The 25,734-nt window shown below is 66.8% G+C and carries 23 protein-coding genes; 7 read left to right on the top strand and 16 right to left on the bottom strand.

Annotated elements, in window-relative coordinates:
- Positions 1-6: 6 nt before the first annotated feature.
- A complete protein-coding gene (locus tag LL236_RS03540) occupies positions 7-879 on the top strand; it encodes a GTP-binding protein LepA (RefSeq protein ID WP_228177414.1) in 873 nt (290 codons plus the stop codon).
- A 205-nt stretch (positions 880-1,084) separates the two neighbouring features.
- Complete coding sequence (locus LL236_RS03535) at positions 1,085-1,936, top strand: LLM class F420-dependent oxidoreductase (protein WP_228177413.1); 852 nt, start codon at positions 1,085-1,087, stop codon at positions 1,934-1,936.
- A gap of 276 nt (positions 1,937-2,212) precedes the next feature.
- On the opposite strand, the gene LL236_RS03530 is transcribed toward LL236_RS03535, so the two are convergent.
- From LL236_RS03530 to rhaI, 6 genes are all read right to left on the bottom strand, one after another.
- Complete coding sequence (locus LL236_RS03530; protein WP_228177412.1) at positions 2,213-3,238, bottom strand: methionine synthase; 1,026 nt, start codon at positions 3,236-3,238, stop codon at positions 2,213-2,215.
- Positions 3,235-4,254 carry a DUF1852 domain-containing protein gene (locus tag LL236_RS03525; protein ID WP_228177511.1) on the bottom strand — a complete coding sequence of 340 codons (1,020 nt, stop codon included), beginning with the start codon at positions 4,252-4,254 and terminating at the stop codon, positions 3,235-3,237. Before LL236_RS03525 ends, LL236_RS03530 begins: the two co-directional genes overlap by 4 nt.
- 184 nt (positions 4,255-4,438) lie before the next feature.
- Positions 4,439-5,701: an alpha-hydroxy acid oxidase gene (locus LL236_RS03520; RefSeq protein WP_228177411.1), complete on the bottom strand. Its 1,263-nt coding sequence runs from the start codon at positions 5,699-5,701 to the stop codon at positions 4,439-4,441.
- A gap of 17 nt (positions 5,702-5,718) precedes the next feature.
- Complete coding sequence (locus LL236_RS03515) at positions 5,719-7,155, bottom strand: rhamnulokinase (protein ID WP_228177410.1); 1,437 nt, start codon at positions 7,153-7,155, stop codon at positions 5,719-5,721.
- Entirely contained in the window at positions 7,152-9,188 is a 2,037-nt protein-coding gene (locus LL236_RS03510) for a bifunctional aldolase/short-chain dehydrogenase (protein ID WP_228177409.1), read from the bottom strand. The genes LL236_RS03515 and LL236_RS03510 overlap by 4 nt, the downstream gene beginning before the upstream one ends.
- A 123-nt stretch (positions 9,189-9,311) precedes the next feature.
- On the bottom strand, positions 9,312-10,478 hold the full coding sequence (gene rhaI / locus LL236_RS03505; protein ID WP_228177408.1) for an L-rhamnose isomerase: 1,167 nt from the start codon (positions 10,476-10,478) through the stop codon (positions 9,312-9,314).
- Positions 10,479-10,543: 65 nt separating this feature from the next.
- Between rhaI and LL236_RS03500 the strand changes: the two genes are divergently transcribed.
- From LL236_RS03500 to LL236_RS03485, 4 genes are all read left to right on the top strand, one after another.
- Complete coding sequence (locus tag LL236_RS03500; protein ID WP_228177407.1) at positions 10,544-11,578, top strand: LacI family DNA-binding transcriptional regulator; 1,035 nt, start codon at positions 10,544-10,546, stop codon at positions 11,576-11,578.
- Positions 11,579-11,668: 90 nt separating this feature from the next.
- Positions 11,669-12,979, top strand: coding sequence for an APC family permease (locus LL236_RS03495; RefSeq protein WP_228177406.1), 1,311 nt, complete (start codon positions 11,669-11,671; stop codon positions 12,977-12,979).
- A 30-nt stretch (positions 12,980-13,009) separates the two neighbouring features.
- Positions 13,010-14,053, top strand: a complete 1,044-nt coding sequence (locus tag LL236_RS03490; RefSeq protein ID WP_228177405.1) for an FUSC family protein — start codon at positions 13,010-13,012, stop codon at positions 14,051-14,053.
- A gap of 82 nt (positions 14,054-14,135) precedes the next feature.
- On the top strand, positions 14,136-14,360 hold the full coding sequence (locus LL236_RS03485; protein ID WP_228177404.1) for a three-helix bundle dimerization domain-containing protein: 225 nt from the start codon (positions 14,136-14,138) through the stop codon (positions 14,358-14,360).
- A gap of 133 nt (positions 14,361-14,493) precedes the next feature.
- Here the strand turns inward: LL236_RS03485 and LL236_RS03480 are convergent, their stop codons facing one another.
- From LL236_RS03480 to LL236_RS03455, 6 genes are all read right to left on the bottom strand, one after another.
- A complete protein-coding gene (locus LL236_RS03480) occupies positions 14,494-14,811 on the bottom strand; it encodes a YbjQ family protein (protein WP_228177403.1) in 318 nt (105 codons plus the stop codon).
- A 46-nt stretch (positions 14,812-14,857) separates the two neighbouring features.
- Positions 14,858-15,499, bottom strand: coding sequence for a hypothetical protein (locus LL236_RS03475; RefSeq protein WP_228177402.1), 642 nt, complete (start codon positions 15,497-15,499; stop codon positions 14,858-14,860).
- Between the two features lie 128 nt (positions 15,500-15,627).
- On the bottom strand, positions 15,628-17,958 hold the full coding sequence (locus LL236_RS03470) for a beta-xylosidase/alpha-l-arabinosidase (protein ID WP_445241959.1): 2,331 nt from the start codon (positions 17,956-17,958) through the stop codon (positions 15,628-15,630).
- A gap of 52 nt (positions 17,959-18,010) precedes the next feature.
- Positions 18,011-18,895: a carbohydrate ABC transporter permease gene (locus LL236_RS03465; RefSeq protein WP_228177401.1), complete on the bottom strand. Its 885-nt coding sequence runs from the start codon at positions 18,893-18,895 to the stop codon at positions 18,011-18,013.
- Entirely contained in the window at positions 18,895-19,905 is a 1,011-nt protein-coding gene (locus LL236_RS03460; RefSeq protein WP_228177400.1) for a carbohydrate ABC transporter permease, read from the bottom strand. The genes LL236_RS03465 and LL236_RS03460 overlap by 1 nt, the downstream gene beginning before the upstream one ends.
- Before the next feature lie 9 nt (positions 19,906-19,914).
- The gene (locus LL236_RS03455; protein WP_228177399.1) at positions 19,915-21,195 is read right to left on the bottom strand and encodes an extracellular solute-binding protein; all 1,281 of its coding nucleotides are present in this window, start codon (positions 21,193-21,195) and stop codon (positions 19,915-19,917) included.
- A 196-nt stretch (positions 21,196-21,391) separates the two neighbouring features.
- On the opposite strand from LL236_RS03455, the gene LL236_RS03450 reads away from it, so the two are divergent.
- Positions 21,392-22,408, top strand: coding sequence for a LacI family DNA-binding transcriptional regulator (locus tag LL236_RS03450; protein ID WP_228177398.1), 1,017 nt, complete (start codon positions 21,392-21,394; stop codon positions 22,406-22,408).
- Here the strand turns inward: LL236_RS03450 and LL236_RS03445 are convergent.
- The 4 genes from LL236_RS03445 to LL236_RS03430 form a co-directional block, all read right to left on the bottom strand.
- A complete protein-coding gene (locus LL236_RS03445) occupies positions 22,394-22,738 on the bottom strand; it encodes a DUF202 domain-containing protein (protein WP_228177397.1) in 345 nt (114 codons plus the stop codon). The two genes, LL236_RS03450 and LL236_RS03445, sit on opposite strands and share 15 nt — an antisense overlap.
- 12 nt (positions 22,739-22,750) lie before the next feature.
- Positions 22,751-23,110, bottom strand: coding sequence for a YidH family protein (locus LL236_RS03440; protein WP_228177396.1), 360 nt, complete (start codon positions 23,108-23,110; stop codon positions 22,751-22,753).
- Positions 23,111-23,183: 73 nt separating this feature from the next.
- Positions 23,184-23,585, bottom strand: coding sequence for a DUF4259 domain-containing protein (locus tag LL236_RS03435; protein ID WP_228177395.1), 402 nt, complete (start codon positions 23,583-23,585; stop codon positions 23,184-23,186).
- A 121-nt stretch (positions 23,586-23,706) separates the two neighbouring features.
- A complete protein-coding gene (locus LL236_RS03430; protein WP_228177394.1) occupies positions 23,707-25,734 on the bottom strand; it encodes a sensor histidine kinase in 2,028 nt (675 codons plus the stop codon).

Genomic DNA, 25,734 nt, shown 5'->3' with positions numbered 1-25,734 from the left:
GGATGCATGGCTGAGCCGGTGACGTCCCAGCGGATTCTCGAGCACGTCCAGAGGCTCGGCGAGGAGCATCCGCCCATCGAGTTGGACTCCGTCGACCGCGGCATCCGTGACCCGCGTGCCGTCGCCGACCGGTACGGGCATGTGATCGACTACCTCGCTCGTGTCGAACTCGAAGTCGACCGCAACGTGCTCGAGCTTCTCGTCCTGCTGCCAGACGTCAGCGAGGTCGACCGGATGTTCTACGCCGACGTGTGGCAACCGCAGGAGATCCAGCACGGCCTGATCCTTGATCGACTGCAGCAGGATCTCGGGCGCCCGGCGGCTGAGCCCGTGCTCGAGGTGTCGCACAAGATGCGGATCATGGGCGTGCTCGCGCACTTCTCCGGGATCCAAGACATCGCGCGGCTGCTGTATTACCTGACCGGCGCCAGCACCGAGCGGCAGGCGGTGCTCGCCTACAACACGATCCACAGCGGGATGACAGGGCTCGGTGAGACCGCGATCGCCGAGACGATCATCGCGCCCATCCGTCGGCAAGAACCCGGCCATTTCGCCTTCTATCGGATGAGCGCGACCGAGCTCGTGCACTCCGGGGCGCTGCGACCCTGGCAGCTCTACCTCGCCCGCGTCCTGCGCGAGAAGACCTACAACCTCGTCGGCACGAACGGACAGGACCGCTACCGCGCGCAGATGGGCGGCGTCGTCACAAGCCTCGGGTTCGACACCGACCTCGACAAGTACGCGCGCGAAGTCGGCCGCATCGAAGCGCAGCTACTGTGGGCGAACGAGCAGGGCATGGAGTTTCCGCCCTACGTCCTGCGGGCCCTCCGCGAGAGCATCGACCTCTTCCGCGAGCGGGGCTTCGGCGACGCCGCGTGATGCGGCATCCGCTGCGGCATCCGCTGCCCCGACCGACCTCTCGTGGGTAGGAATTCTCGCCGAGGTAGGGCGACGTGCACGCTCATCGTCCTGCCTCGGTGATCTCTCCTACCTCCGTGAGGCATCGCATAAGACCACGGATGCCGATGGCGGCGTAACCTGACAGCGCGGCCGGATACGGCATCCGACCCGGGACGGAGCTGACATGCACTTCGGGCTGCACATCGCGGACTTCACCTTCGACTCGGGGCCGGCCGAGCTCGGCCAGACCCTCGCGCGGCACGTTAGGCACGCTGAGGATGCCGGCATCCAGCGGATCACCGTCATGGACCACTTCTGGCAGCTGCCCGGCATCGGCCCCGTCGAGCACGAGATGCTTGAGGCTTACGCGACCCTCGGGTTCCTTGCCGCGCACACGCAGAAAGCGATGCTGCACGTCCTGGTCACGGGCGTCATCTATCGGCATCCCGCCCTGCTTGCCAAGCAGGTGAGCACGCTCAATGTGCTCTCGGGTGGCCGGGTCGGACTCGGCATCGGCGCAGGCTGGAACGAGCAGGAGTGTGTCGGCCTCGGATTCCCGTTCTCGCCCGTCGCGCAGCGTTTCCGCGAACTCGAGGAGACGATCCAGATCTGCCAGCAGATGTGGTCGGACTCCGACGAGCCGTATGACGGGGCGATCTGGCAGCTCGGGCGCACGCTGAACTCGCCGCAGAACGTCACGAAGCCGATGCTCATGATCGGCGGCGGGGGAGAGAAGAAGACCCTCAAGCTCGTGGCTCAGTACGCGGATGCCTGCAACCTCAGCGCCCTCGCTGGAGTACCCACGGGCAAGCTCGACGTGCTGCGGGCCCACTGCGACGATGTCGGGCGCGACTACGACACCGTCGAGAAGACCGCCATGATCGGCGTGAATCCCGAATCCACGGCGGACGGCGTCGCCGACCAGGTGCGGGCGCTGGGGGAGGCGGGCTTCACGACGACGTACGTCTTCTCTGTCGGCATCCGTCAGCCCGAGAAGGTCGTCGATCTGATCGCCGGGGTCGCCGCGCGGGTGTAGCGGGCCGAGTCCACCGCACGCCCACCGCACGAAGGTAGGTGTTCTCGCCGAGGTAGGACGTTTCTGGTGCACATGGTCCTACCTCGGCGATTTCTCCTACGTCGGTGCGTGCCGAAGACGGATGCTGAGCCGGTGGCCGCACTGACAGTTCGCCGCACGGAGGCAGGTGCTCTCGCCGAGGTAGGACGTTTCTGGTGCACATCGTCCTACCGCGGCGATTTCTCCTACCCCGGTGCGGTGCGGTTTCGACGGATGCCGGAGCTCGGCTGCCTGAGTTCAGCCGCCGAGTTCCGATCGCACGATCGCCGCGCCCGCGGTGAGGGCGGCGAGCTTCCCGCGGGCGAGCGCGCGGGGAAGCGGTGCCATGCCGCAGTTCGTGGACGGATAGAGGTTCTCGGCATCCACGAACTGCAGCGCCCGCCGCAGCGTGTCGGCCACCTCATCCGGGGTCTCCACGAGCGTGCTCGCCACGTCGATCGCCCCGACCATGACCTTCTTGCCGCGGATGAGCTCAATGAGGTCCATCGGCACGTGGGAATGGTGGCACTCAAGCGAGACGATGTCGATGCTCGACTCGCGGATGCGGGGGAAGATGCGCTCGTACTGGCGCCACTCCGACCCGAGGGAGGCCTTCCAGTCGGTGTTGGCCTTGATGCCATAGCCGTAGCAGACGTGCACCGCGGTCTCGCTGGTCACCCCCTCGGCGGCTCGCTCGAGCGCCGCAATCCCCCAGTCGTTGACATCGTCGAAGAAGACGTTGAACGCGGGCTCATCGAACTGGATGATGTCGACCCCCGCCGCTGCCAGTTCCTTCGCCTCCTGATTGAGGATGCCCGCAAACTCCCACGCGAGCTCTTCGCGGCTGCCGTAGTGGGCGTCGTAAAGCGTGTCGATCATCGTCATCGGCCCGGGAAGCGCCCACTTGACGGGTCGGTCGGTGTGGGCGCGCACGAAGGCTGCATCCTCGACGAACACCGGCGCCTTGCGCGCGACGGCGCCGACGACTGTGGGCACTGACGCGTCATAACGGTCACGGATACGCACCGTCTCGCGGCGTTCGAAATCGACGCCTTCGAGGTGTTCGATGAAGGTCGTCACGAAGTGCTGGCGGCTCTGCTCGCCATCGCTCACGATGTCGATTCCCGCGTGCTGTTGGTCCGAGAGCGCCAGCAGCAGCGCGTCCCGCTTTCCCTCGGCGAGGATGTCGTCATCCAGCTTCCAGGGCGACCAGAGCGTCTCGGGTTCGGCGAGCCACGCCGGCTTCGGCAGGCTGCCCGCGGTGGAGGTGGGAAGGAGCGTCATGCGCGTGCCTCCTCCAGCTCGCGGGCGGAGAACTGCGCCGACCACAGCTCCAGCGACTCCCGGTGCGGCTCGATGAAGTGCTCCTGGGCGAAGCGGCCCTGTTCGACCGCAAGGCGGCTGCGCTCTTCGCGGTCGTACTCGATGCGCGTGAGCGAATAGTCGGGCTGGCTCAGGCTCGGCTGGAACCGCGCGGGAGCCGAAGAGTTGGCGTTGTAGATCTCGGGACGGTAGATCTTCTGAAAGCTCTCCATGGTTGCGATCGTGGCGGCGAGTTCGAGGTCCGAGTAGTCGGTGAGCAGATCCCCGACGTGGTAGAACGCCAGGGGGGCGGCGCCGCGGGGTGGCATGAAGTAGCGGACCTTCATCCCCATCTTCGCGAAGTAGTCATCGGTCAGCGAGTACTCGTCCTGGCGGTATTCGACGCCCAGAACCGGATGCCGCGTGTCGGTGCGCTGGTAGGTCTTGGTGCTCGAGACGCTCAGGCAGATGACGGGAGCCTTCGCGAAGTGCCGCGTGTAGGCATCCGACGCCACGAAGCTGCGGAACAGGTTGCCGTGCAGCACTCCGAAGTCATCGGGGACGCTGAACCCGGATCCGGCGGCGTTGTGTGCGGGGAGCACGACGCTGAAGTCGTAGTCCCGCACATACGACGAGAAGTTGTTGCCGGCGATGCCCGGGATGCGGCTACCGGTGCGGTGGTCGACGATCGTCGTCTCCAGTACCTCGATGATCGGGAAGCGCTCGCCGTCGCCGCCCTCGTCGAGGTCGACCGATACCGAGACGATATCGAGATCGACCGAGTAGTGGTCTGCGGTCTCGTTGTCGCTAGCTGCGAGCTCGTTGAACCGGTTGTCGATCATCCGGATCGCGTTGCGGAGGTTCTCCTTGCGGTTCTCGCCGCGTGCGAGGTTCGCGAAGTTGGTGGTGATGCGCGTGTTGTCGAGAGGACGGTAGTCCTCGTCGAATCGGACACGCTCGAGAGTGAAGACAGGGACGGGCGGAGACGTCAGACGCATGACAGACCGTTCGAGTTCGGGCGAGCCGGGGCGGCCCGCTGAGTTGTCAGGGAGCCGCAGCGCGTGCCCGATGACGTGCTCGGGCGCGAGGCTTCGCGTCATGCTGCGATGTGTTCGAGCATCTCGGCTACGCGCCCGAGGTGCAACTCGCCGCGTAACACAGTGACGAATTGGTGGGCGGCGGTCAGGCCTCGAGGGGAACGGATGCTGCGCCCGAACCGACCGGCACGAGGCGCGTCAGCTGCGTGACGTGGCGCGGTTCGAGCTCGGCAAGGCTTGACACCCCGAGCAGGCGCATCGTGCGCTCGATCTCGGCGCGGAGGATCTCGATCGTGCGATCCACGCCCTGGCGGCCCCCGGCCATGAGGCCGTACAGGTACGCGCGGCCGATGAGCGTGAACTTCGCGCCGAGGGCGACGGATGCCACGATGTCGGCGCCGTTCATGATGCCGGTGTCGATCATGACCGTGGCGTCCTTTCCGACCTCCCGCACGACCTGCGGCAGCAGGTGGAAGGGGATGGGCGCGCGGTCGAGCTGCCGACCGCCATGGTTGGAGAGGATGATGCCGTCGACACCGTGGTCGATCAGGCGCACCGAGTCGGCAACGTTCTGAACGCCCTTGACGACGATCTTGCCGGGCCACAGGTCGCGGATGACGGCGAGATCCTCGTAACTGATCGTGGGGTCCATCGCGGCATCCAGCAGCTCGCCGACGGTGCCGCCAGTGGATGAGAGCGACGCGAACTCGAGCTTTGGAGTCGTGAGGAAGTCGTACCACCACCAGGGCCGCGGAATGGCGTTGACGATCGTGCCGAGGGTCAGCTGCGGCGGGATCGAGAAGCCGTTGCGCTTGTCGCGCAGGCGCGCACCGGCGACCGGGGTGTCGACGGTGAACATGAGGGTGTCGAACCCTGCGGCGGCAGCGCGGCGCGCAAGACCGTACGAGATCTCACGGTCGCGCATGACATACAGCTGGAACCAATTGCGACCGTCGGGATTTGCGGCCTTCACGTCCTCGATCGAGGTCGTACCGAGCGTCGAGAGGGTGAACGGGATCCCCGCGGCGCCGGCTGCCGAAGCGCCGGCGATCTCGCCCTCGGTCTGCATCAGGCGGGTGAACCCCGTCGGCGCGATACCGAACGGCAGCGCTGACGGACCACCGAGGATCTCGACCGAGGTGTCGATGTCGGGCGCGGGGGTCAGGATGTCGGGATGGAACTCGATGTCCTCGAATGCGCGGCGGGCGCGAGTGAGTGACAGCTCGCCCTCGGCCGCGCCATCCGTGTAGTCGAAAGCCGCCTTCGGCGTGCGGCGCTTGGCGATCGTGCGCAGGTCGGAGATCGTGAGCGCGGACTGCAGGCGTCGGGTGCGTCCGTCGAACTCGGGCTTTTTGAACTTCATGAGCTCGAACAGCTCGGCGGGTTGGGGAAGCTGACGTTTCACCATGACGGTGTCCTTCCGTGTCATCGGATGCGTGACGCCTGTGGGTCGTAACGCCGAGGGCTGTGTGTCCTGACCACACGGTAGCGCAGGTCTTCGAGTGTTCCCTCAATCAATCCAACGGCGCGAGCCTGCACGAGGATGTTGCCGAGCGCTGTCGCCTCCACCGGTCCCGCCAGCACCGGAAGACCCGATCGGTCCGCCGTCCGCTGGCACAGCAGCTCATTCAGAGCGCCGCCCCCGACGATATGGATCGTGCGCACGGGCACGCCACCGATGCGGCCGGCGGTGAGCGCGGCATCCGCGAAGGCCTGTGCAAGGGACTCCACGATGCACCTCACGTATTCGGCGGATGTCGACGGTCCACGGATGCCGCGCGCGGCGAACCACGCGTCGATGCGCGCCGGCATGTCGCCGGGCGGGAGGAAGCTCGGGTCGTTGACGTTGAAGACCGGCCCATCCGCGGGAGCAGCGGCCGCCGCGGCCAGGAGTGTGCTGAGATCGGCGGGCTTGCCCGCCCGCTCCCAGCCGCGGATGGTTTCGGTGAGAACCCACAGTCCCATGACGTTGTGGAGCAGGCGGATGCGTCCGTCAACACCTCCCTCGTTCGTGAACCCGGCTTCCCGCGCCTGGTCAGTGAGCACCGGATGCTCGACCTCGACTCCGACCAGGCCCCAGGTGCCGCAGGAGATGTAGGCGGCGGCATCCGCCTGCATGGGGACGGCGACGACCGCCGACGCCGTATCGTGCGAGCCGACAGCGTGCACCGGGATGCTGCGCGTTGTGCTGAGTTCGGCGAGGGCCCCGGGGCTGAGTTCTCCGATGCGCTCGCCGGGGGAAACGAGCTCAGGGAATATTCGTCGCGGCAGATGCAGCGCTTCGATCAGCTCGTCGTCCCACCTGTCGTCGTCGACGCGCAGCAGCCCCGTGGTCGACGCGTTCGTCAGTTCAGCGCGGACGGCTCCCGTGAGCCAGTAGGCGACAAGGTCGGGAATGAGCAGCGCCGTGTCGGCGAAGGCGAGGATGTCGGGGTCCTCGGCCGCCAGCTGATAGACGGTGTTGAACGGCAGAAACTGCAGGCCATTGCGCGAGTACAGCGACGGATGCGGAAACATGCCGCTGACGGCATCCACCCCCCGGCCTGTTCGGTCGTCGCGGTAATGGTACGGCTCGCCGAGCATCCTGCCATCCCGCAGGAGGGCATAATCCACAGCCCAGGAGTCGATGCCGATACTCGCGAGGTCCGGCGCCCGCCGAACCGCATCGCGCAGGCCCGCGGTGATCGAGCCGTACAGGGTCGTGACCGACCAGTGCAGGCCATCGCGAGTGCGCACCGGCGTGTTCGGGAAACGGGCGACGGCCTGGGCCTCCAGAACATCGGGGCCGACGTGGCCGAGCATCACCCGGCCGCTCGTGGCCCCCAGGTCGATCGCGGCAACGGTTCCCGATGCGGCAGTCATCGCAGGAACGCCGCCGCGACGCCGGAGTCGACCGGAATGTGAAGGCCTGTCGTGCGGCTGAGCTCAGGCCCTGTGAGCACAGAGACCGCGTCGGCGACGTTCTCGGGAACGACCTCGCGCTTGAGGATCGTGCGGTTCGCATAGAACTGGCCGAGGTCCTCTTCCTTGACGCCGTAGGTGGCGGCGCGGTTGGCGCCCCAGCCCGACGCGAAGATGCCGGAGCCGCGCACGACGCCGTCGGGGTTGATGCCATTGACCCGGATGCCGAACTCGCCGAGTTCGACGGCGAGCAGTCGCACCTGGTGAGCCTGGTCTGCCTTCGTCGCCGAGTAGGCGATGTTGTTGGGGCCCGCGAACACGGAGTTCTTCGAGGAGATGTAGACGACGTCGCCGCCCATGCCCTGCGCGATCATGGCGCGGGCCGCGGCCTTCGAGACCAGGAACGACCCCTTGGCCATCACGTCGTGCTGAAGGTCCCAGTCCTTTTCGGTGGTCTCCAGCAGCGGCTTCGACAGCGACAGTCCCGCGTTGTTGACCACGAGGTCGATGCCGCCGAACGCGAGGACCGTCGCATCGATCGCCGCCTGCACCGCCGTCTCGTCGGCGACGTTCGCAGCGATGCCGATCGCGACATCCGTGCCGCCGAGCTCCGCCGCAGCAGCCTGCGCCTTCTCGAGATCGAGGTCGGCCACGACGACGCACGCGCCCTCGGCGGCGAGGCGCGTCGCGATCGCTTTGCCGATGCCCGATGCGGCCCCGGTGACGAAGGCTACCCGCCCCTGGTGGGACTTCGGTTTCGGCATCCGTTGCAGCTTCGCCTCTTCGAGCGCCCAGTACTCGATGCGGAACTTCTCGGCATCCGAGATCGGAGAATACGTCGAGAGCGCCTCGGCGCCACGAATGACGTTGATGGCATTGACGTAGAACTCGCCGGCGACCCGTGCGGTCTGCTTGTTGGCGCCGAAGCTGAACATCCCCACGCCCGGCACGAGGACGATCAGAGGGTCGGCGCCGCGGATCGCGGGGCTGTTCTCGTCAGCGTGAGCGTCGTAATACGCCTGGTAGTCGGCGCGATACGCCGCGTGCAGCTCGCGCAGGCGCGCCAGCTGCTCCTCGACGGATGCCGTGGCCGGAAGATCCAGCAGCATCGGCTTGACCTTCGTGCGCAGGAAGTGGTCGGGGCAACTCGTGCCGAGCTCCGCGAGTGCCGGCGCCTTCTCGGAAGCGAGGAACTCAAGCACGGCGTCAGTGTCGGTGAAGTGGCCGATCATCGGCTTGTCGGTGGAGGCGAGCCCCCGGATGGTCGGGGCCAGGGCGGCGGCCCGCGCGCGACGCTCGGGTTCGGGGAGCGCCTCGAATCCGTGGCGAACTCCTCCGAACGGGTCAGACTTCCCGTGCTTTTCGATGTAGTCGGTGGCCGTGGCGATGATCCAGGAGGAGTTGGCTTCGGCTTCGTCCGAGGTCTCACCCCAGGCGGTGATGCCGTGGCCACCGAGGATCGTTCCGATCGCTTGCGGGTTCTGTGCCTTGATCTCGGCGATGTCGAGCCCCAGCTGGAAGCCCGGACGCCGCCACGGCACCCACACGACCTTCTCGCCGAAGATCTCGGGGGTGAGTCGCTCGCCGTCGGCCGCGGTAGCGATAGCGATGCCGGCATCCGGATGTAGGTGGTCGACGTGTGCGGCATCCACCAGCGCATGCATCGCGGTGTCGATAGAGGGAGCGGCGCCGCCCTTGCCGTGCAGGCAGTAGTCGAACGCGGCGACCATCTCGTCTTCGCGGCCGAGCCCCGGGTAGATGTCGACGAGCGCGCGCACACGGTCAAGGCGCAGTACCGCGAGGCCCTTTTCGGTCAGGGTGCCGAGGTCTCCGCCCGAACCTTTCACCCACAGGAGCTCGACGGGTTCGCCCGTGACCGGGTCGATATCGGTGCCTTTCGCGGAGGTGTTTCCCCCCGCGTAGTTGGTCACCTTCGGGTCGGCGCCGAGGCGGTTGCTGCGCGCAATGAGGGCGGCAACTGTCTGGTTCGTCATGTCGTGTCCTTCGTCAGTGCGATGCGGATCTCACGCTGTTCCGCTGTCACAGATTGCTATTGCTGGGCTGTTCTGGGTGCGTTCTGTGACAGTCGAGCGGGGGTGGGTGGGTGGGGAAGGGGGTCAGGCACCCCAGCCGGCCTGCGTGCCGCCGACGCGCTCAGCGGCGATGTGTTGTTGGTAGCCGGATGCCGCGTAGGCGGCCATCGGGTCGGCGGGCAGCCCTCGCGACTCGCGCCACTGGGCGAGCGTCGGACGCACGTCGGTGTAGAAGGCGTCCATGAAGATGGCGTTCGCGGCCAGCACGTCGTTCCGGGACTGCGCGGCATCCAGCGCCTCTCGGTCGACGAGGAGCGCCCGGGCCGTCATCTCCTGGACGTTGAGCACCGATCGGATCTGCCCGGGGATCTTGTCTTCGATGTTGTGGCACTGGTCGAGCATGAACGCGACCTCGGGGTTGTTCAGCCCGCCGCCGCGGATGACTTCGAACAGGATGCGGAACAGCTGGAAGGGATCGGCGGCTCCGACGATGAGGTCGTCGTCGGCATAGAAACGGCTGTTGAAGTCGAACGAGCCGAGCTTTCCGAGGCGCAGCAACTGCATCACGATGAACTCGATGTTCGTGCCGGGCGCATGGTGCCCGGTGTCCAGGCACACCATCGCCTTCTCGCCCAGGGAGGCTACCTGCGCGTAGGAGGTTCCCCAGTCGGGAACGTCCGTGTGATAGAACGCCGGCTCGAAGAACTTGTACTCCAGCACCAGGCGCTGTTCATCGCCGAGGCGTGCGTAGATCTGCCGCAACGAATCATGGAGTCGGTCCTGGCGCGCGCGCATGTCGTTCTGACCGGGGTAGTTCGAGCCTTCCGCGAGCCAGATCTTGAGGTCGCGGGATCCGGTCGCGTGCATGATGTCGATGCACTCGAAGTGGTGATCGATCGCCTTCTGGCGGATGCTGTCGTCGTGGTGCGTGAGCGCTCCGAACTTGTAGTCCTCGTCCTGGAACGTGTTCGAGTTGATCGTGCCGAGGCTCACGCCGAGATCGTCGGCGTGAGCGCGCAGGTCGTCATAGGACTTGACCTTGTCCCACGGGATGTGCAGCGCGACGCTCGGAGCAAGGGCCGTGTACCGGTTGACCTGCGCGGCATCCGCCACCTTCTCGTACGGATCGCGGGGAGTCCCCGGGGTGCCGAAGACACGGAACCGGGTGCCCGAGTTGCCGAAGGCCCACGATGGCAGCTCAATGGCCTGGTTTTCGAGGTTCATGAGGATGGATGAAGACAGCGTCGTCATGGCGCACTCCCGCGCTTGGATGAATGAATCGTTTCAAGACTAGCGGTCGATGTATCGTTTCAGCAATGTCGAGAGAAACTCCCACCGCGTCGGTCAGCGTCAAAGATGTTGCCGCGGCAGCGGGCGTCTCCCTCGGCACCGTCTCGAACGTCCTCAATCAACCCGAAAGGGTGTCGCCGACCACGGTTGCCCGCGTGCGTGCGGCCATCGCCGAGCTCGGCTACGTGCGCAACGACGCTGCCCGCCAGCTTCGCGCGGGCCGAAGCTCGACGATCGGGCTGATCGCGCTGGATCTTGCCAACCCGTTTTTCGCGGCGGTGGCCAAGGGTGCCCAGGAACGGGCTGCCGAGGCTGGGCTGTTCGTGCTTGTGGCTGCCAGCGAAGACACGCGCGACCGCGAGATCGCGTACCTCGATCACTTCAGCCAGCAGCGCGTGGTGGGTGTGCTGGTCACGCCGGCATCCGGTGACCCTGCGGCGCTGGAGCGCCTCGAGGGCGCCGGTACGCGGATCGTCCTCGTCGACCGGGATGCCGGCGACGCGCGGTTGGACTCGGTTACGGTGGCTGACGAGGAGGGCGGATACCTTGCCGTCTCTCACCTTGCGAGCACCGGCCGCAGGCGCATCATGTTCGTGGGTGGCCCCGCGACGCTCCCGCAGGTGCTCGACCGCTTCGCCGGCGCGCGTCGTGCTGTAGCGGAGGTGCCTGATGCTTCGCTGGAGCCCCTGGAGACTGCAGAACTCACTGTGCTCGCCGGGCGTGACGCGGCAGCCCGGATCCTCGAACGAGATGCCGCTGAGCGCCCGGATGCGGTGTTCTGTGCCAACGACCTCGTGGCCGTCGGCATGTTGCAGGGGCTTGCGATCCTCGGCGGCGTGCGCGTTCCCGACGACATTGCGCTGGTCGGCTACGACGACATCGATTTCGCCACAGCCACCGTGGTGCCGCTCACGTCGGTTCGCCAGCCCGCCGTCGAAATCGGACGCGCAGCGGTGGACCTGCTGCTCGACCAGGACGGCGAGCATCCGGGGCCCCGGCAGGTGAAATTCACCCCCGAGCTCGTCATCCGGGAGTCGAGTCGGGCTGCGGCGGATACCTGACCCGCCGCATCACGGTGCCGGCGTCACCCGCGCTGACGCACCATGTCAAGGTGCTCGCCGCCCGGCGCACCCTTGCCTACCGTGGCGTCGATGACGGGCAACGGATCTTCAAACGGAAGCGACCAGCGGATCTCGCTGGCCGGCTCGGTGGCGCTCGGCACCGGCGTGATGATCGGGGCGGGGATCTTTGCGCTGGTCGGGCAGGTGGCCGGGTTAGCGGGAGCGTGGTTTCCGGTCTCGTTCGCGGCCGGTGCCGCGGTGGTGGCGGTGAGTGCGTACGCGTACGCCCGCTATTCGAGCGCGAATCCGAGCTCGGGCGGCATCGCGATGCTCCTCAAGGATGCCTACGGACCGGGGGTGGCCGCAGGCACATTCTCGCTCTTCATGTACGTCTCGATGGTCGTGGCCGAGAGCCTGCTGGCGCGCACCTTCGGCACCTACCTCCTCACCCCGTTCGGTTTGCAGGATTCGGTCGTCCTTGTTCCGCTGCTTGGCATCGTCGCGATCGTGCTGGCCACTGTCGCCAACCTCGTGGGTAACCATCTCGTCGAGGGATCCGCACTCGCGACAGCGATCATCAAGATCGTCGGCATCGCGTTACTCGCCATTGCCGGACTCGTGGCCGCGGCCCTCTCGGGCGACGGAATGCTCTCGGATGTCGGTGGTGGGTCGCCGCCCGTTCTCGGTCTGCTTGCCTCGGTAGCGCTCTGCGTCATCGCCTATAAGGGCTTCACGACGATCACGAACCAGGGAGATGACATCCGTGACCCGGAGCGCAACCTCCCGCGTTCGATCGGCATCGCCATTGCCCTCTGCGCCGTTCTCTATCTGCTCATCGCCGTGTCGGTTGACACGAGCATCGGTGCTGACGGAGCAGCTGACGCCCGGGACTATGCGCTGGCGCAGGCAGCTGAGCCGCTCTTCGGAGGATGGGGAGTGGGGATCACGGTGGCCGTCGCTGTCGTGGCGACGCTCTCTGGTCTGCTCGCGAGTCTCTACTCGGTGTCGCGACTGTACGCGATGCTGCAAGAGATGGGCCAAGCCCCAACCCTGCCGGTGAGGATGTCTCGCCAGCCGCTGCTGATCACGGCTGGAGCGGCGATCATCGTGACCGCGGCGCTCGATCTGACGCAGATCGCCTCGATGGGCGTGTTCCTCTACCTGAGCATGGATGTCGCGGTGCAGTGGGGTGTGCTCCGCCGACTGCGGAGCAAGCTCAACGCGCGGCGGTGGCCGCTGGTTCTCACGATCCTGCTTGACCTCGCCATCCTCATCCCGTTCACGATCGTGAAGATCCGCGACGATCCGCTCACCGTGATGGTCGCAGCCGCTGTCGCCGCGGCGATTCTCGTCGCCCAGGTCGTCACCGTCAGGCTGCGCGACAAGAGCTCGCCGGGCTGACGCCCTCTCACCTCCCCTAACGTGGGCCGCATGAGCATGTCAGCCGCCCTTCGCACCGCCCAGCGCTCGTCGTTGCTTCAGGTCGCCAAGTCCGCCGTCGCCACCGTGCTCGCGTGGTTCCTCGCCGGCTGGCTCATTCCTGCGCAGCCCCCGGTGTTCGCCGCGATCGCCGCGCTCCTGGTCGTCCAACCGAGCCTGAACCAGTCGTTCGGGAAGGCGCTCGAGCGCAGTGTCGGGGTCATCGTGGGTGTCGTGGTCGCCTCGGCCCTCGGCATCCTGCTCGGGACATCCACCGGGGTCGTTGCGGTCGCCGTGGTCGTGTCACTCGTGCTCGCGTGGGCCCTGCGGATGACGCCTGGCACCGGAAACCAGGTAGCCATCAGCGCGCTCCTCGTGCTCGCCCTGGGGACCGCAACGCCGGACTACGCACTCGATCGCATCATCGAGACGGTCATCGGTGCCGCGATCGGCTTCGTCATCAACGTCCTCATCGTTCCGCCGCTCCCTGTCGAGCCGGCCCGCCGCGCCGTTCGCGCGCTCGCCGACGACCTCGCCGGCACCCTCGACCGCTTGGCCGATGCCCTGCAGCACTCGCAGAGCCGGTTGCAGCTGGACGATCTTCTCGCGCGGGCGCGAGAGACGCGAGCGAGTCGGGATGCCGCGGGTGCCGCGATCGCCGCGGCACGAGACTCGCTGACCTTGAACCCTCGCGCGCCACGCCATCGCGCCGAGCTCGCTGCGCTCGACACTCTCGTCACGACGTTCACGCCGATCGTGACGCAGGCCGTGGGAATGACTCGCGCGTTCAACGAGCGCTATGACGACACTCTCCTCGACGAGCCCGCAATCGGCGCGATCGCCGAACAGTTGCGGCGAGCGGCACACGATGTGCGATTCGCCCCCGATCGCGGAGCTGCTCCTCCGACCGCTGGCGTGGTCGAGCCTGCTGCGCTGACCAGGCCTCTCGCGCTGGCCGCTCCGTCGTCGGACCACTGGATCCTCGTGGGCTCGATGATGGTCGACCTTCTCCGCATCCATCACGCGCTAGTCGAGATCGTGACCGAGACCGAGTGAGGCCGCTGAACTCCGCGCCGAACAGGGCGTTCTCACTCACCTCAGGGTGGGATTTCGAGGCGAGAGTGCGCATCCTAGAAGCGTGAGCGCGACGAACCCCCACGACGAGTACGAGGCGCTGAACCACGCCGTCGACCGTCTCGTGCGCCGCATCCCCTGGGCCGACGAGGAGAGCGTCAGACTCATGGTCGCCGAGGAGGTGGCAGCTCTCGGCGATGCGCGGCTGCGGCACTTCATCCCCGCGATGGTGGAGACTCGAGTGCTCCGGAGGCTCCGTGCGCCCGGACCGTTGGATATCGCCGTCTAGGTGACGACAGCTTTCAGTGTCACTGAAGGATTGCTAGCATCACGTCATGCTCGTTGCAGCCATCGTCATCTGGCTGGTGTCCTATGTTCTGGGCGCCGCTGGCGCGATGATCGGCGGCTCAGCGTCCTGACGCTCAGGAGATGGTGACGGCGGTGCCGTAGGCACACACCTCGACGCCGCCGCTGTCGCCGTAGTCGTTTGTCTCGAACCGGAAGGCCACGACGGCGTTCGCGCCCTTTCCTTCCGCCTCAGCCGACAACCGCGAGAGCGCCTCGATGCGGGTCTCGTGAAGCAACTCGGTGATGCCCTTGAGCTCGCCCCCCGCGAGGGCTTTGAACGATGCGCCGATGTTCGCGCCGATGTGCCGCGAGCGCACGGTAAGTCCAAAGACTTCCCCGTGGACTGCGGTGATGGTGTGGCCGGGCACGTCGTTGGTTGTGACGATCAGCATGCCGTCAGTCTGCCAGCGGGGTTGCCCCGGCGGAAGAGCGCTCAGGTCAGTATTCGTGCCTGTCAGCGGGTTGGCGCTGAAGGAATCGGTCAACCTCGTCGGCAGGCAGGTCAATGCCCGCCTGACACAGACGCTCCTGGTACACCTCGCGCAGCCGGCGGCGATCGGCATTGGGCAGATCCGCTCGCGTCTGGAGGAGGATGCCCCACATCACGTCGTCGACGGATGCGACGTGCTGCGCCATCTTCGGACGGGTCTGCAGATCGGGGTCCACTGCCGCCCGGGCAGCATCTGGGCCGGCGTCCCGACGCAGGCGCTGCTTCAACGAACGCTCGACGCGCGGGTCCTCGCGGTCATCGTGCATATCGGGGATCATGTCGTCTTCGCCCTGTTCAATGCTGCGGGTTCCCGGAGTCTCGACCCTCTCGGAGTCACCGGCGCCGCGCGTCCCCACTCCCGGGGCGTCGTTACCCCGGGAGCGGTCGGGAACCTCCGCGGTATCGCCCGGTTCGATGTCGACGGCTTCGGCTGCCCCGGAATCCGCGCCGCGCCCGCCGGCAGGCACGGACTCCACGTCGGGGCCGCGGCCGGTAACAGTATCGTCGTCCAACGACTCGGCGTTGTGTGCGGCATCCGTTCCGGTTGCGTTGCGGGGGGACTCGATTGTCCTGTGGCTGGGGTTCGTCATGGCGAGCTCCCTTCCTTGCGGTCTGGCACTCACTCTCTCTTCCCGCGCGTGTCTGGACTACCCGGTTGACAGATGGCCGATCGGGCGATCTACGCCACGAGCCCGCGCCACGCAGGACAGGACGATGCCTACGCCGTGGCCGATAGCTCTGGGCTTGGATACGCGGGCGCGGGCAACGGCAGTGACCGGGCTGCGGTGACGCGCCGGTCGCTGAGAGCGACCTCGTGCGGTTCCCCGACCAGCGCGCATCGGGCAGACACCTGCCGCGCGGCGGCGTTTCCGACCCACAGTTCGACCTCGCCGGGCTCTACCCTGCGGATTAGGTCCAATCCGGCGGCCGCAAACCGTCCGCTCGGGACGTCGAAAGTGACGATGGCGCTCTGCCCGGGTTCCAGTGTGACGCGCTCGAACCCAATGAGCTGTGCAACCGGCCGCGTCGTCGACCGATACGGGGTGTGGGCGTAGAGCTGCACGACATCCGTGGCCGCGCGCCTCCCGGTGTTCGTGACCGTGACGCTGACGCCGAGCTCGCCGCTCGTCGGGGCAGTCGCCGGAGCCGATAGATCGGTGTAGGTAAAGCTCGTGTACGTGAGCCCGAACCCGAACGGGCGAAGGGGAGTGCTGTCGGCAGTGGTGATTTCCGAAGGCCCCCCCAACAACGGATGCAGGTAGCTGTACGGCTGGGCGCCGGCGGACCGCGGCAGCGACACCGGGAGCCGCCCCGAGGGCGCGACGTCACCGGCGAGGATACGGGCCAGAGCACGTCCGCCTTCCTCGCCAGGGAAGAAGGACTGCACAACCGCGCCGACGGCGTCCGGTCCATCCAATGCCCAGTCCAGGGAGTAGGGACGCCCGCTCAACACGACCAGCGCGACAGGGGTGCCGGTCGCGGCGATGGCGGCGACGAGGTCACGCTGGACGCCGGGAAGCTCCAGGCTCGAGACGTCGTTTCCCTCTCCCACCGTGCCGCGGCCGAACAGGCCAGCACTGTCTCCGACCACGATCACTGCGACGTCGGCATCCTCGGCATCGGCGACAGCCGCTGCAAATCCCGATCGGTCATCTCCCTCGACCGCGCACCCGGCTGAGAAGGTGATCTCCGCGGCGGCGAAGCGCTCGCGGAGGGCGTCGATCACACTCGGCGCGTCGAATCCGAGTGGGGTCTCTGGATGGTGGGCGAGCACGTGGTTCGCGAAGGAATAGCACCCCATCAGTGCGGCATGGCCTGCGGCGTTGGGCCCGCTGACCGCAACCCGCAGCCCGGGAGCCGCGCCCAGTGGCAGCAGGGCTTCGTTGCGCAGCAGCACAACAGACTCCTCGGCAAGGCGCCGGGCGATGTCCCGGTGGACGGGGGAGTCGAGGTCCACGGTGGTCGGGGGAGTCTCGAACTGCTCGTCAAGGAGACCCAGCTCCTCTTTCTGTGAGAGCACGCGCAGGACGGCGCGGTCGACGAGGGCGACAAGCTCCGGATGCTGCGCGATCAGCTCGCGCAGCGGTTCCGTGTACGCGTCGCCCGTGGGCAGTTCGACGTCCACACCGGCTCGCAGTGCGAGAGCTGCGGCCTCACCGCGGCCTGCGGCGAGCTGGTGCATCGTGTGGAGGAAGGCCACCGAGAAGTAGTCGGCAACCGTCACACCGTCGAACCCCCAGCGACCCCGCAAGATGTCGGTGAGGTAGGTGGGCGTGGCAGCCGCCGGCAGCCCGTCGATCTCGGCGTAGGAGTTCATGACCGACCGCGCTCTGCCCTCGATGACCGCCATCTCGAACGGCGGCAGGTAGACATCCGCCAGCTCGCGCGGCCCCGCGTGCACGGGCGCGTGATTCCGGCCGGCCTGCGAGCCCGAGTAGCCGACGAAGTGCTTGAGTGTGGCGTGCACTCCCTGTGACTGCAGACCGCGCACGTAGGCAGTGCCGAGAACCCCGACGACGTACGGATCTTCCGAGATGCACTCGTCGACTCGACCCCACCGGGGATCCCGCACGACATCGAGCACCGGCGCAAGTCCCTGGTGGATGCCCAGCTCCCGCATCGACTGACCGATCACCGCCGCCATCTCAGCGACCAGGTCCGGGTCGAAGGCGGCGCCCCAGGCGAGCGGCGTCGGGAACGTCGCTGCCTGCCAGGCAGCGAGTCCTGTCAGACACTCCTCGTGGACGATCGCCGGAATCCCCAGCCGCGAGTTCTCGCGCAGGCGTTTCTGCTCGCTCCACAGCCACTGCGCCCGCTCGATCGGATCGACCGGACGGGTCCCGTACACGCGCGTGAGGTGGCCCAGCCCGTGAGCCGACGCATCGGCATAAAGCGTCGAGGTAGCCATCTCGCCCTGCAACGGCGCGACGATGTCGTCGCCCTGGTCGACCCAGAATCCGACGAGTTGCGCGAGCTTCTCATCGAGGGTCATCTCACCGTGCAGCGATCGCACGCGATCGCTGACGGCGGGAGTGGGTTCATCGAACACGAGCACAGTTCCTTCGGTACAGCGGATGCCGCGGGCGCGGCATCCGGGTGGGTCAGCCCTTGACGGCGCCGGTGAGACCGCCGACGATGCGGCGTTCGAAGAGGCTGAAGAACACGAGAGCGGGAATCATCGACAGCGACGTGAAGGCGAGGACCTTCGCGGTATCGACCGAATACTGGGACGCGAAAGCCTGGACGCCCAGCGGCAGCGTGAAGCTCGCCTCGTTGTTGAGGATGAACAGCGGCAGCATGTAGCTGTTCCAGCTGGCGATGAACGCGAGGATCCCGACGGTGATGACACCGGGCATCGACAGTGGAATGACCATGCGCCAGAAAAAGCCCAGTCTGCTGCATCCGTCGATGAACGCCGCCTCTTCGATCTCCCGGGGCAGCGCCTGCAGGAACGGCACCAGGATGATGATCGTCATCGGCAGGGCGAACGCTACCTGCGGGATGATGACGCCCGCGAGGGAGTTCATGAGACCGAGGTTTCGCACCAGGATGTACAGCGGTGTGATCGCGACGGTCATCGGGAACATCAGCCCCGCCGCGAACACGGCGTAGAGCACACCGCGCATCCGGAAGCGGTACCGTGCGAGCACATACGCCGCCATGAGCCCGAGCGTGACCACGAACAGTGTGGTCGCGATCGCGGCGATCGACGAGTTGAGCACCTCGCGCCAGAAGACGTCGCTGGTCAGCACGTTGAGGTAGTTCTCGAACTGCCAGGTGGCGGGCAGGCCCGCCGGGTCTTGCGTGATCTCGGAGTTCGTGCGGAAGCCGCCGATGATGATGTAGGCGACGGGAACGAGGATCAGAACGACGAGCGACCACGCCAGGAAATAGATGAAGAAGTTCCCGGTCCGTTGGCCTGCAGTGCGCTGCGGGCGGCGTCGATCGGTTCGGCCGCCGGGGACTGTCAGTGTTGCGGTGGCCATCAGTTGGCTCCTCCCGTGACGGCTCCCTCGGTGTCCCGTCGCAGCACGAAGCGCTGATAGAGCAGGGCGACAGTGAGGGAGATGAGGAAGATGACGACGGCAACAGCGCTGCCGTAGCCGAAGCTGCCTGCGTTGCGGCCGGTCACGACCATGTAGGTGGCCATCGTCGAGGTGCCGGCGGTGGATGCCACGTACTGCCCCCAGATGATGTAGACGAGATCGAACAGTTGGAGCGATCCGATGATCGAGAGGAATGCCCAGATGCGCAGGGTCGGCCCGAGGAGGGGAAGGGTGATGCTCCGCTGGATCTGCCAGTACGAGGCGCCGTCGATGGCGGCTGCCTCATAGAGTTCTTCGGGTATGCCCTGGAGCCCCGCGAGCATCAGGATGACGGCGAAGCCGATGTACTTCCAGGTGATGATGCCCATCAGCGTCCAGATCGCCAGATCCGGGTTGGACAGCCAATCCTGGGCGAGAGCGCCGAGGCCGATCTTCTCGAGGAAATCGTTGAGCGCGCCATTGGTGGCAAGCATCAGACTCCACCCGGTGCCCACGACGACTTCGGCGATGACGTACGGCACGAAGATGAGGACACGGATGAGCGACTGCCCCCGCATCTTGCGGTTCAGCAGGAGCGCAAGTCCGATCGCGATCGGGCCCTGGATCACGAGTGAGAGCACGACGATGATCGCGTTGTGCCAGAGCGCGGCCTGGAAGGCCGGGTCGCTGAGGATGACGAAGTAGTTGTTGAGACCGACGAAGTCAGTGGCGGGGCCGAAACCGCTCCAGCTGAAGAAGCCGTAGTAGGCGGCCATCACGACGGGGAAGATCACGAAGGCCAAGAAGACGATCAGGGCGGGGCCGATCAGGATGCCGATCTCGGCGCGTGTGCGCCACGACCGGCGCCGCCGAGGGCGCCGGGAGGGGGACGACGCCGAGGCGTCGCCCCCCTCTTCCGTGACGCTCACGACCGCATCCGTGACCGGATAGGTTCGTTCGCTGACGGACATGACGACCGATCAGCCTCGCGCTGCTGCGTCGTTGACCGCCTGGACGATGGCTTCGGGGGAACCGTTGCCAGCGAGAAGGTCGACGACAGCGACGTTGAGGGCGTTTCCGACGTTCTGTCCGTAGAGGGTGTCGAGCCACAGCACCACGTACGGTGCCTCGCTGTACGCCTCGAGCACCGACTGCAGAGCCGGCGTGGTCACGACATCCTGCGCCTCATTGCTGGCGGGCAGCGTCTGGAAGGCCTCGGCGTATGCCTCCTGCTGGTCCTTCGTGGCAAGGAAGTTCAGGAAGTCGACGCACTCCTCGGGGGCGTTGACCCAGCAGGAGTACCCGTCGGCCCCACCCATCATGGCGCCGGGGGTGCCGTCGCCACCGTCGATCTCGGGGAAGGGGAACCAGCCGAGGTCAGGCAGCGGCTGCTCGTCCGGGGTGAGCGACGCGATGACGCCCGGGTTCCACGCGCCCATGAGTTCCATCGCTGCCTGGCGGTTGGCCAGCAGACCCGCCGACGATCCTGCACCCTGCTGCGCGGGGGTCGTGAGGAAGCCGTCGTTGAAGGGCTCCGTGGCGATGAACTCCTGGAGGTCCTCACCTGCGCGCAGCCAGCACTCGTTGTCGAACGAGCGGGTCTTGGCCGCCTCGTCCATCGCTTCCTGCGAGCACTCGCGCAGTGCGAAGTTGTAGTACCAGTGAGCTGCCGGCCAGGCATCCTTCGCCCCGACGGCGATCGGTGTGATGCCGGCGGCCTTCAGGGTGTCATTGACCTCGACGAGCTCGTCGATCGTGCCAGCGGGCTCGACTCCTGCCTCGTCGAAGAGGTTCTCGCTGTAGAAGATTCCCTCGGGGAGCACGGCGAGCGGCATGCCGAAGACCTTGCCGTCCAGGGTGAAGGCGCTCAGCGACGATGCCATAGCCGACTCGGCTTCGGCGGAGATCTTGCCTGTCAGGTCCATCACCTGGCCGGCATCGACGACGTCGGCGAGTTTTCCGCCACCGCGAGCCATGAACACGTCGGGGGCGTCTCCCGCGTTCAACGCGGTCTGAAGCTTGCCGTCCATGTCTTCGTTCTGGATGGACTGCACCTCGACGGTGACGTCGGGGTTCTCGGCCATGAAGGCCGCTGCGGCGTCTTCCCAGTACTGCATGCCATCGCCGGTCGTCGAGTTCTGCCAGACGGTCAGGGTGACCTGGCCATCTGAGGACTCGCCGCCGGAGCCGCTGCATCCGCTGAGCGCGAGTGCGCCGACGGCCAGTGCGGCCGACGCCGTGAGTACTTTGCTGTACTTCATGTGATTCTCACCTGTTCTCTTCATTGAGGAGCGGCTCGGGCGTCGAGCCGCCGCTGCGTGGACACGGTGCATGTGGGGCGAGCGTGCCGTGTCTCGCGGCCCGTGGGGGGGCGACGTGGGAACAGTGTCGTCAGGTCTATCGAGACATGTCAAACGTTTTCGAAAACCTTTTCAAAATCCGCTAGGGTGACCATTCATGGCGAGACGTCCGACGATCACCGATATCGCAACCGCAGCGGGCGTGTCGGTGGCCACCGTGTCGAAGGCGGTCAACGGTCGCTACGGTGTGGCGCCCGAGACCGTCGACAAGGTCATGCGGGTGGTCGCCGAGATGGGTTACGAATCAAGTCTCGTTGCCAGCCGGATGCGCGGTGTGCGAACCGGCGTCGTTGGGGTTCTCCTCGCCGAGTTCGAACCGTTCAGTGCCGAAGTCCTCAAGGGCGTCGGGGCTGCTGCAGAGTCGCTCGAGCTGGATGTGCTCGCCTACAGCACACCGCGACGGGTGCACGGCGCAGGATGGGAGAACACCTCTCTTGCGCGGCTGGCGGGGAGCCTCATCGACGGGGCGATCATTGTGACTCCGACCGTGGAGGCGATCGTCGCCGACATCCCGGTCGTCGCTATCGACCCGCACGTCGGGCCGGGGGACGGCGTGCCCACCGTCGAGGCCGATAGTTTCGGGGGAGCGGTCTCGGCCGTCAAGTATCTGATCGAGCTCGGTCACCGCCGCATCGGGTTCGTCGCGGGGCGACCAGACCTCCGATCATCCCGCGCGAGAGACGCCGGTTATCGCCGGGCGTTGGCCGATTCAGGAATCCCCTACGACGCCGAGATCGTGCGAGTCGGCTTCTACGAGCAGGATGCTGCGCGCACCGCGGCGCTGTCGCTGCTCGAGTCGCCGCGCCGCCCGACCGCCGTCTTCGCCGCCAACGACCTCTCCGCCATCGGGATCATCGAAGTCGCGCGGGAGATCGGCCTCGAGGTCCCACGCGATCTGTCGGTGATCGGATTCGACGATGTGCTCGAAGCATCCCGGATGTCGCCGCCACTGACGACGATTCGCCAGCCCATGCGGCGGCTCGGGGCGGCAGCCATGTCGCTGTTGACGACTCTCATGAACGGTGAGGAACCGCCCGAACGCCATCTGCGCCTAGCCACGCAGCTCATCCCACGCGCCACGACCGCCCCGCCGAGGTCGTCAGGTCAGCGGTAGTGCGACCAGCACGAGGATGCTGAGGGCTCCGACAAGTCCCACGAACACCGCCAGGGTCAGTAGAAGCGCCCCGTCCGGGACGATCGTGTGATCCCGGGCGGTGACTGTCGCGAATGACACGCGTTCGTAGCGCCGGCGCGACCATCCCCACAGGACTGCCGAGAAGATCACCCCGACGATGCCGGGCAGGATCCACCATCCGCTTCCGAGAGCCGCCGGCAGTAGTCGCATCGCCACGACGGATCCGACGGCGATGCTCAGCCCGGTCCGCCGCCATGCCAGCTCTGTCCGCTCGGGCTGGAGACCCGGATCGTACAGCTCGTCACTCACGCGGATGTCGCCTTAGGCGAAGATGACGGCGAGCAGGATCAGCGCCGCTGAGACGGTGACCGCGACGCCGGTGATCGCGCCCAGCAGCGACCCCGGAAGGGGGGTGGCAAGCCGAAGGGCACGCTCGCTGCGCTGCCATCCGAGCCACGCCAAAGCGGGGGTGATCATGCCCATGACGATGAGCACGAGACTGGCTGCCAGACGCAGGCCGGGGTGGAGCGCGAGCCCGAGCACCTCGAGGGCGACGCCACCGGCGATCAGCGCGAGCGCAGTGCGGATCCAGGCAAGGAAGGTGCGTTCATTTGCCAGTGTGAAGCGGACGTCCGGTTCGGAGCCATGGCGGTAGACGGACTGCGGAAACCGCGATCTCATCGGCCCTCCCTGCTCGCTGACGAGTCACACCCTAGCGTGACCCACGCCGCTCACTCGGGGCGGTCGCGTGCGCTCAGGTGCTCAGCGCGGAGCGAAGATCCTCGATGGCCTCACACCAGCCCGGATCCCCGGCCCCCGCCCACTCGGTAGCCAGCTCGCTGCCCTCGCCGCACGCCGCGGTCAGTGCGGCGATCGCGAGGGCCACCGTGTCGAGCGTCGGTCGCCCGGCGCGCACGATGAAGGCCTCGACCTCCTCGGTGTATGCATCCCGCTGCGTCGCGTGTCCGAGACCGTGCGCGACCACCTCGGCTGCGGCGACGGCGATGATCGCCGTGTCGCGTTCGACGTCCTCGATGTCCTCGAGCGCGTCCGCCAGGGCGTCGTCGACGACTCCCCAGTCCGACTCGTCCTCGAGCTCCCATGCCCAGTCGGCCGCGACATCGTTGCCGAACGGCTCAACGCTCCATGCACCCATGGCCCACACGGTATATGTCGCGGATGAACGGTTCACGCTCCTCGGGTGGCCCCGGTGTGACTCCCCGGCAAAACCTCTTCATGCGCCGCTGTGCGCTCCGACGCGCGTACTCGGGTCGGGGTCAGGGGGTGGGTGCGCCGGTGGATTCGACCGGCTCGATATCGGCGATCGGAAGAGTGATCTGCGCGCAGGTTCCGACGGGCTCGGCCCGCGCGAGCTCGATCCTGCCGTCCATCGACGACAACAGCTCCTTGACGATAGCGAGTCCGAGACCGGTCCCCGGCACCCCGCGGCTCGTGCTCGAGGAGCTGCGATAGAACCGATCGAAGATGTGGGTCAGGTCCTCGTCGGCGATTCCCTCGCCCTCATCCGAGATCGTGACGACCACCTGGTGGTCGGTGCGGTAGGCAACGACAGAGATCGTGCCGCGATCGGGCGAGAACTTGATCGCGTTGGTGAGGATGTTGGTGAAAACGCGCGTGAGATCGATCTCGCGACCGTGAACGGGCAGATCCGGCTCGATCTCGGCGGCGACCCGAAGGTGGCGTTGCTGGATGCTGTGCTTCGCGTCTTCGATGCTGCGCTGCAGCGCCAGCCCGGCATCGGTGACGGGCAGAGCGTCAGCTGCGGCCGGTCCGCGGCTGAGCTTTGACACCAGCAGAACGTCGTCGATCACCCCGCGTAGCCGCGTCGCGTTGCGAAGGATGACCTCCACCTGCTCGCGGACGTTCGGGTCGTCGGTCGATTCGCTGAGTTCCTCAGCGAATCCCAGGATCGAGGTGATCGGGGTCCGCAGCTCGTGCGTGACGCTCGCGACGAAGTCGACTTTTTGCTGGGTGAGGGCTTGGAACGTCCTGCTCACCTGGCGTTCGCGCTCCAGCCGCCACTCCATTTCTCGCTCGGCTTCTCGGAGCGGCCGCAGATCCTGGACCGATACCAGGAGTACGCGGTTCAGGCCGGAGCGGTTGACGGCGTCAATCGTGATCGTGGCTGGCGGGTTCCCGGGTGCCACGTCCTCCCAATCGACGGTCACCGACACGTCGTATGTCGCCTCGGCCAGCGACGGTCGCAGGAGTGCGTCCTCGCGAAGTCGCCAGCGTCCCGTATCCGAGCGCTCGAACTCGCTGCGCAGCATCACGACCGCGGAAGCGTTGACTTCGAGAACGGAGTACTTGCCGGGGCCGTCCTCTTGGAGGATGGCGAACCCGCTCTTGGACTGCCGGAATGCGTCATGCAAGAGATGCGATACCGCCATCTGCCGGCTCTCCAGTGCCCGTCTGTCGTTCTGCGATGCCGAGATCGCGAGAGTCGTCGCGCCGAAACAGATCGTGAAGACCTGGAGTGCTGTTGCGGTAGGAAGTTCCGAGCCGGCAGCCGCGTACGCTCCGCCACCGATGACGGTGAGTCCCGAGGCGGTGCCGACGACCGCGAGCAGCTGCACGGCGACGAAGAACATCGGCTCGGCGACCGCGGCCCACGCCATGAGCGGCATGGCGAGGATCGGAACCGCGACCGGTGTGCCGGGGAAGAACGCGATCACCGTGGCGGCGAGCATCGCGACGGTGAGCACGACGCTGCGCCACCAGCGCACCGACGCTGCGCGGGGGATCGCGATGAGTCCCAACGGGGCGATGAGGACCATCGCAGACAGGTGCGACGCGCCGATCGTCCAGAAGGCATCCACGAAGTCGCCGCCGCTGAACTCCCGGGCAACTCCCACGAGTGCTCCGACGATTGCCGCGCCGCTGATCGCCCCGATTGCGAAACGACCGACGTCCATCAGGGTTGTCAGCCGGGGTCGATCCTGTTCCCGCGAGACCGCTGTCGCAACCAACCACGCCTCGACCGCGACGCCGAGGGACCCCAGGATCACCACCAAGAGGGGGCGGTCGGCGACTGCCGATCCCAGGCCCGACGCTAGACCTACCGCGATTGCGGTCAACCACCGCCAGCGGAGCGGGGATGCCGCCGCCGCGATGGCCCCCACAGCCGCTGCAGGCCACCACCACGCCAGGTTCATCACGCCGCGTTGCTCGAGCGCGAAGACAACCGAGAGCGCCCCGCCGAGTGTGACCAGCCCGGCGACGAAGACGGCTCGCCATAGTGGCGCGGCCTGACCGATTGTCGCCGCAACGCTTGGCCGCGTCAT

It is taken from the genome of Microbacterium schleiferi, from assembly GCF_020781975.1.
GTDB lineage: Bacteria > Actinomycetota > Actinomycetes > Actinomycetales > Microbacteriaceae > Microbacterium.
Note: the sequence above shows the minus strand (reverse complement) of the source record. Positions and strands in the feature narration are given on the sequence as shown.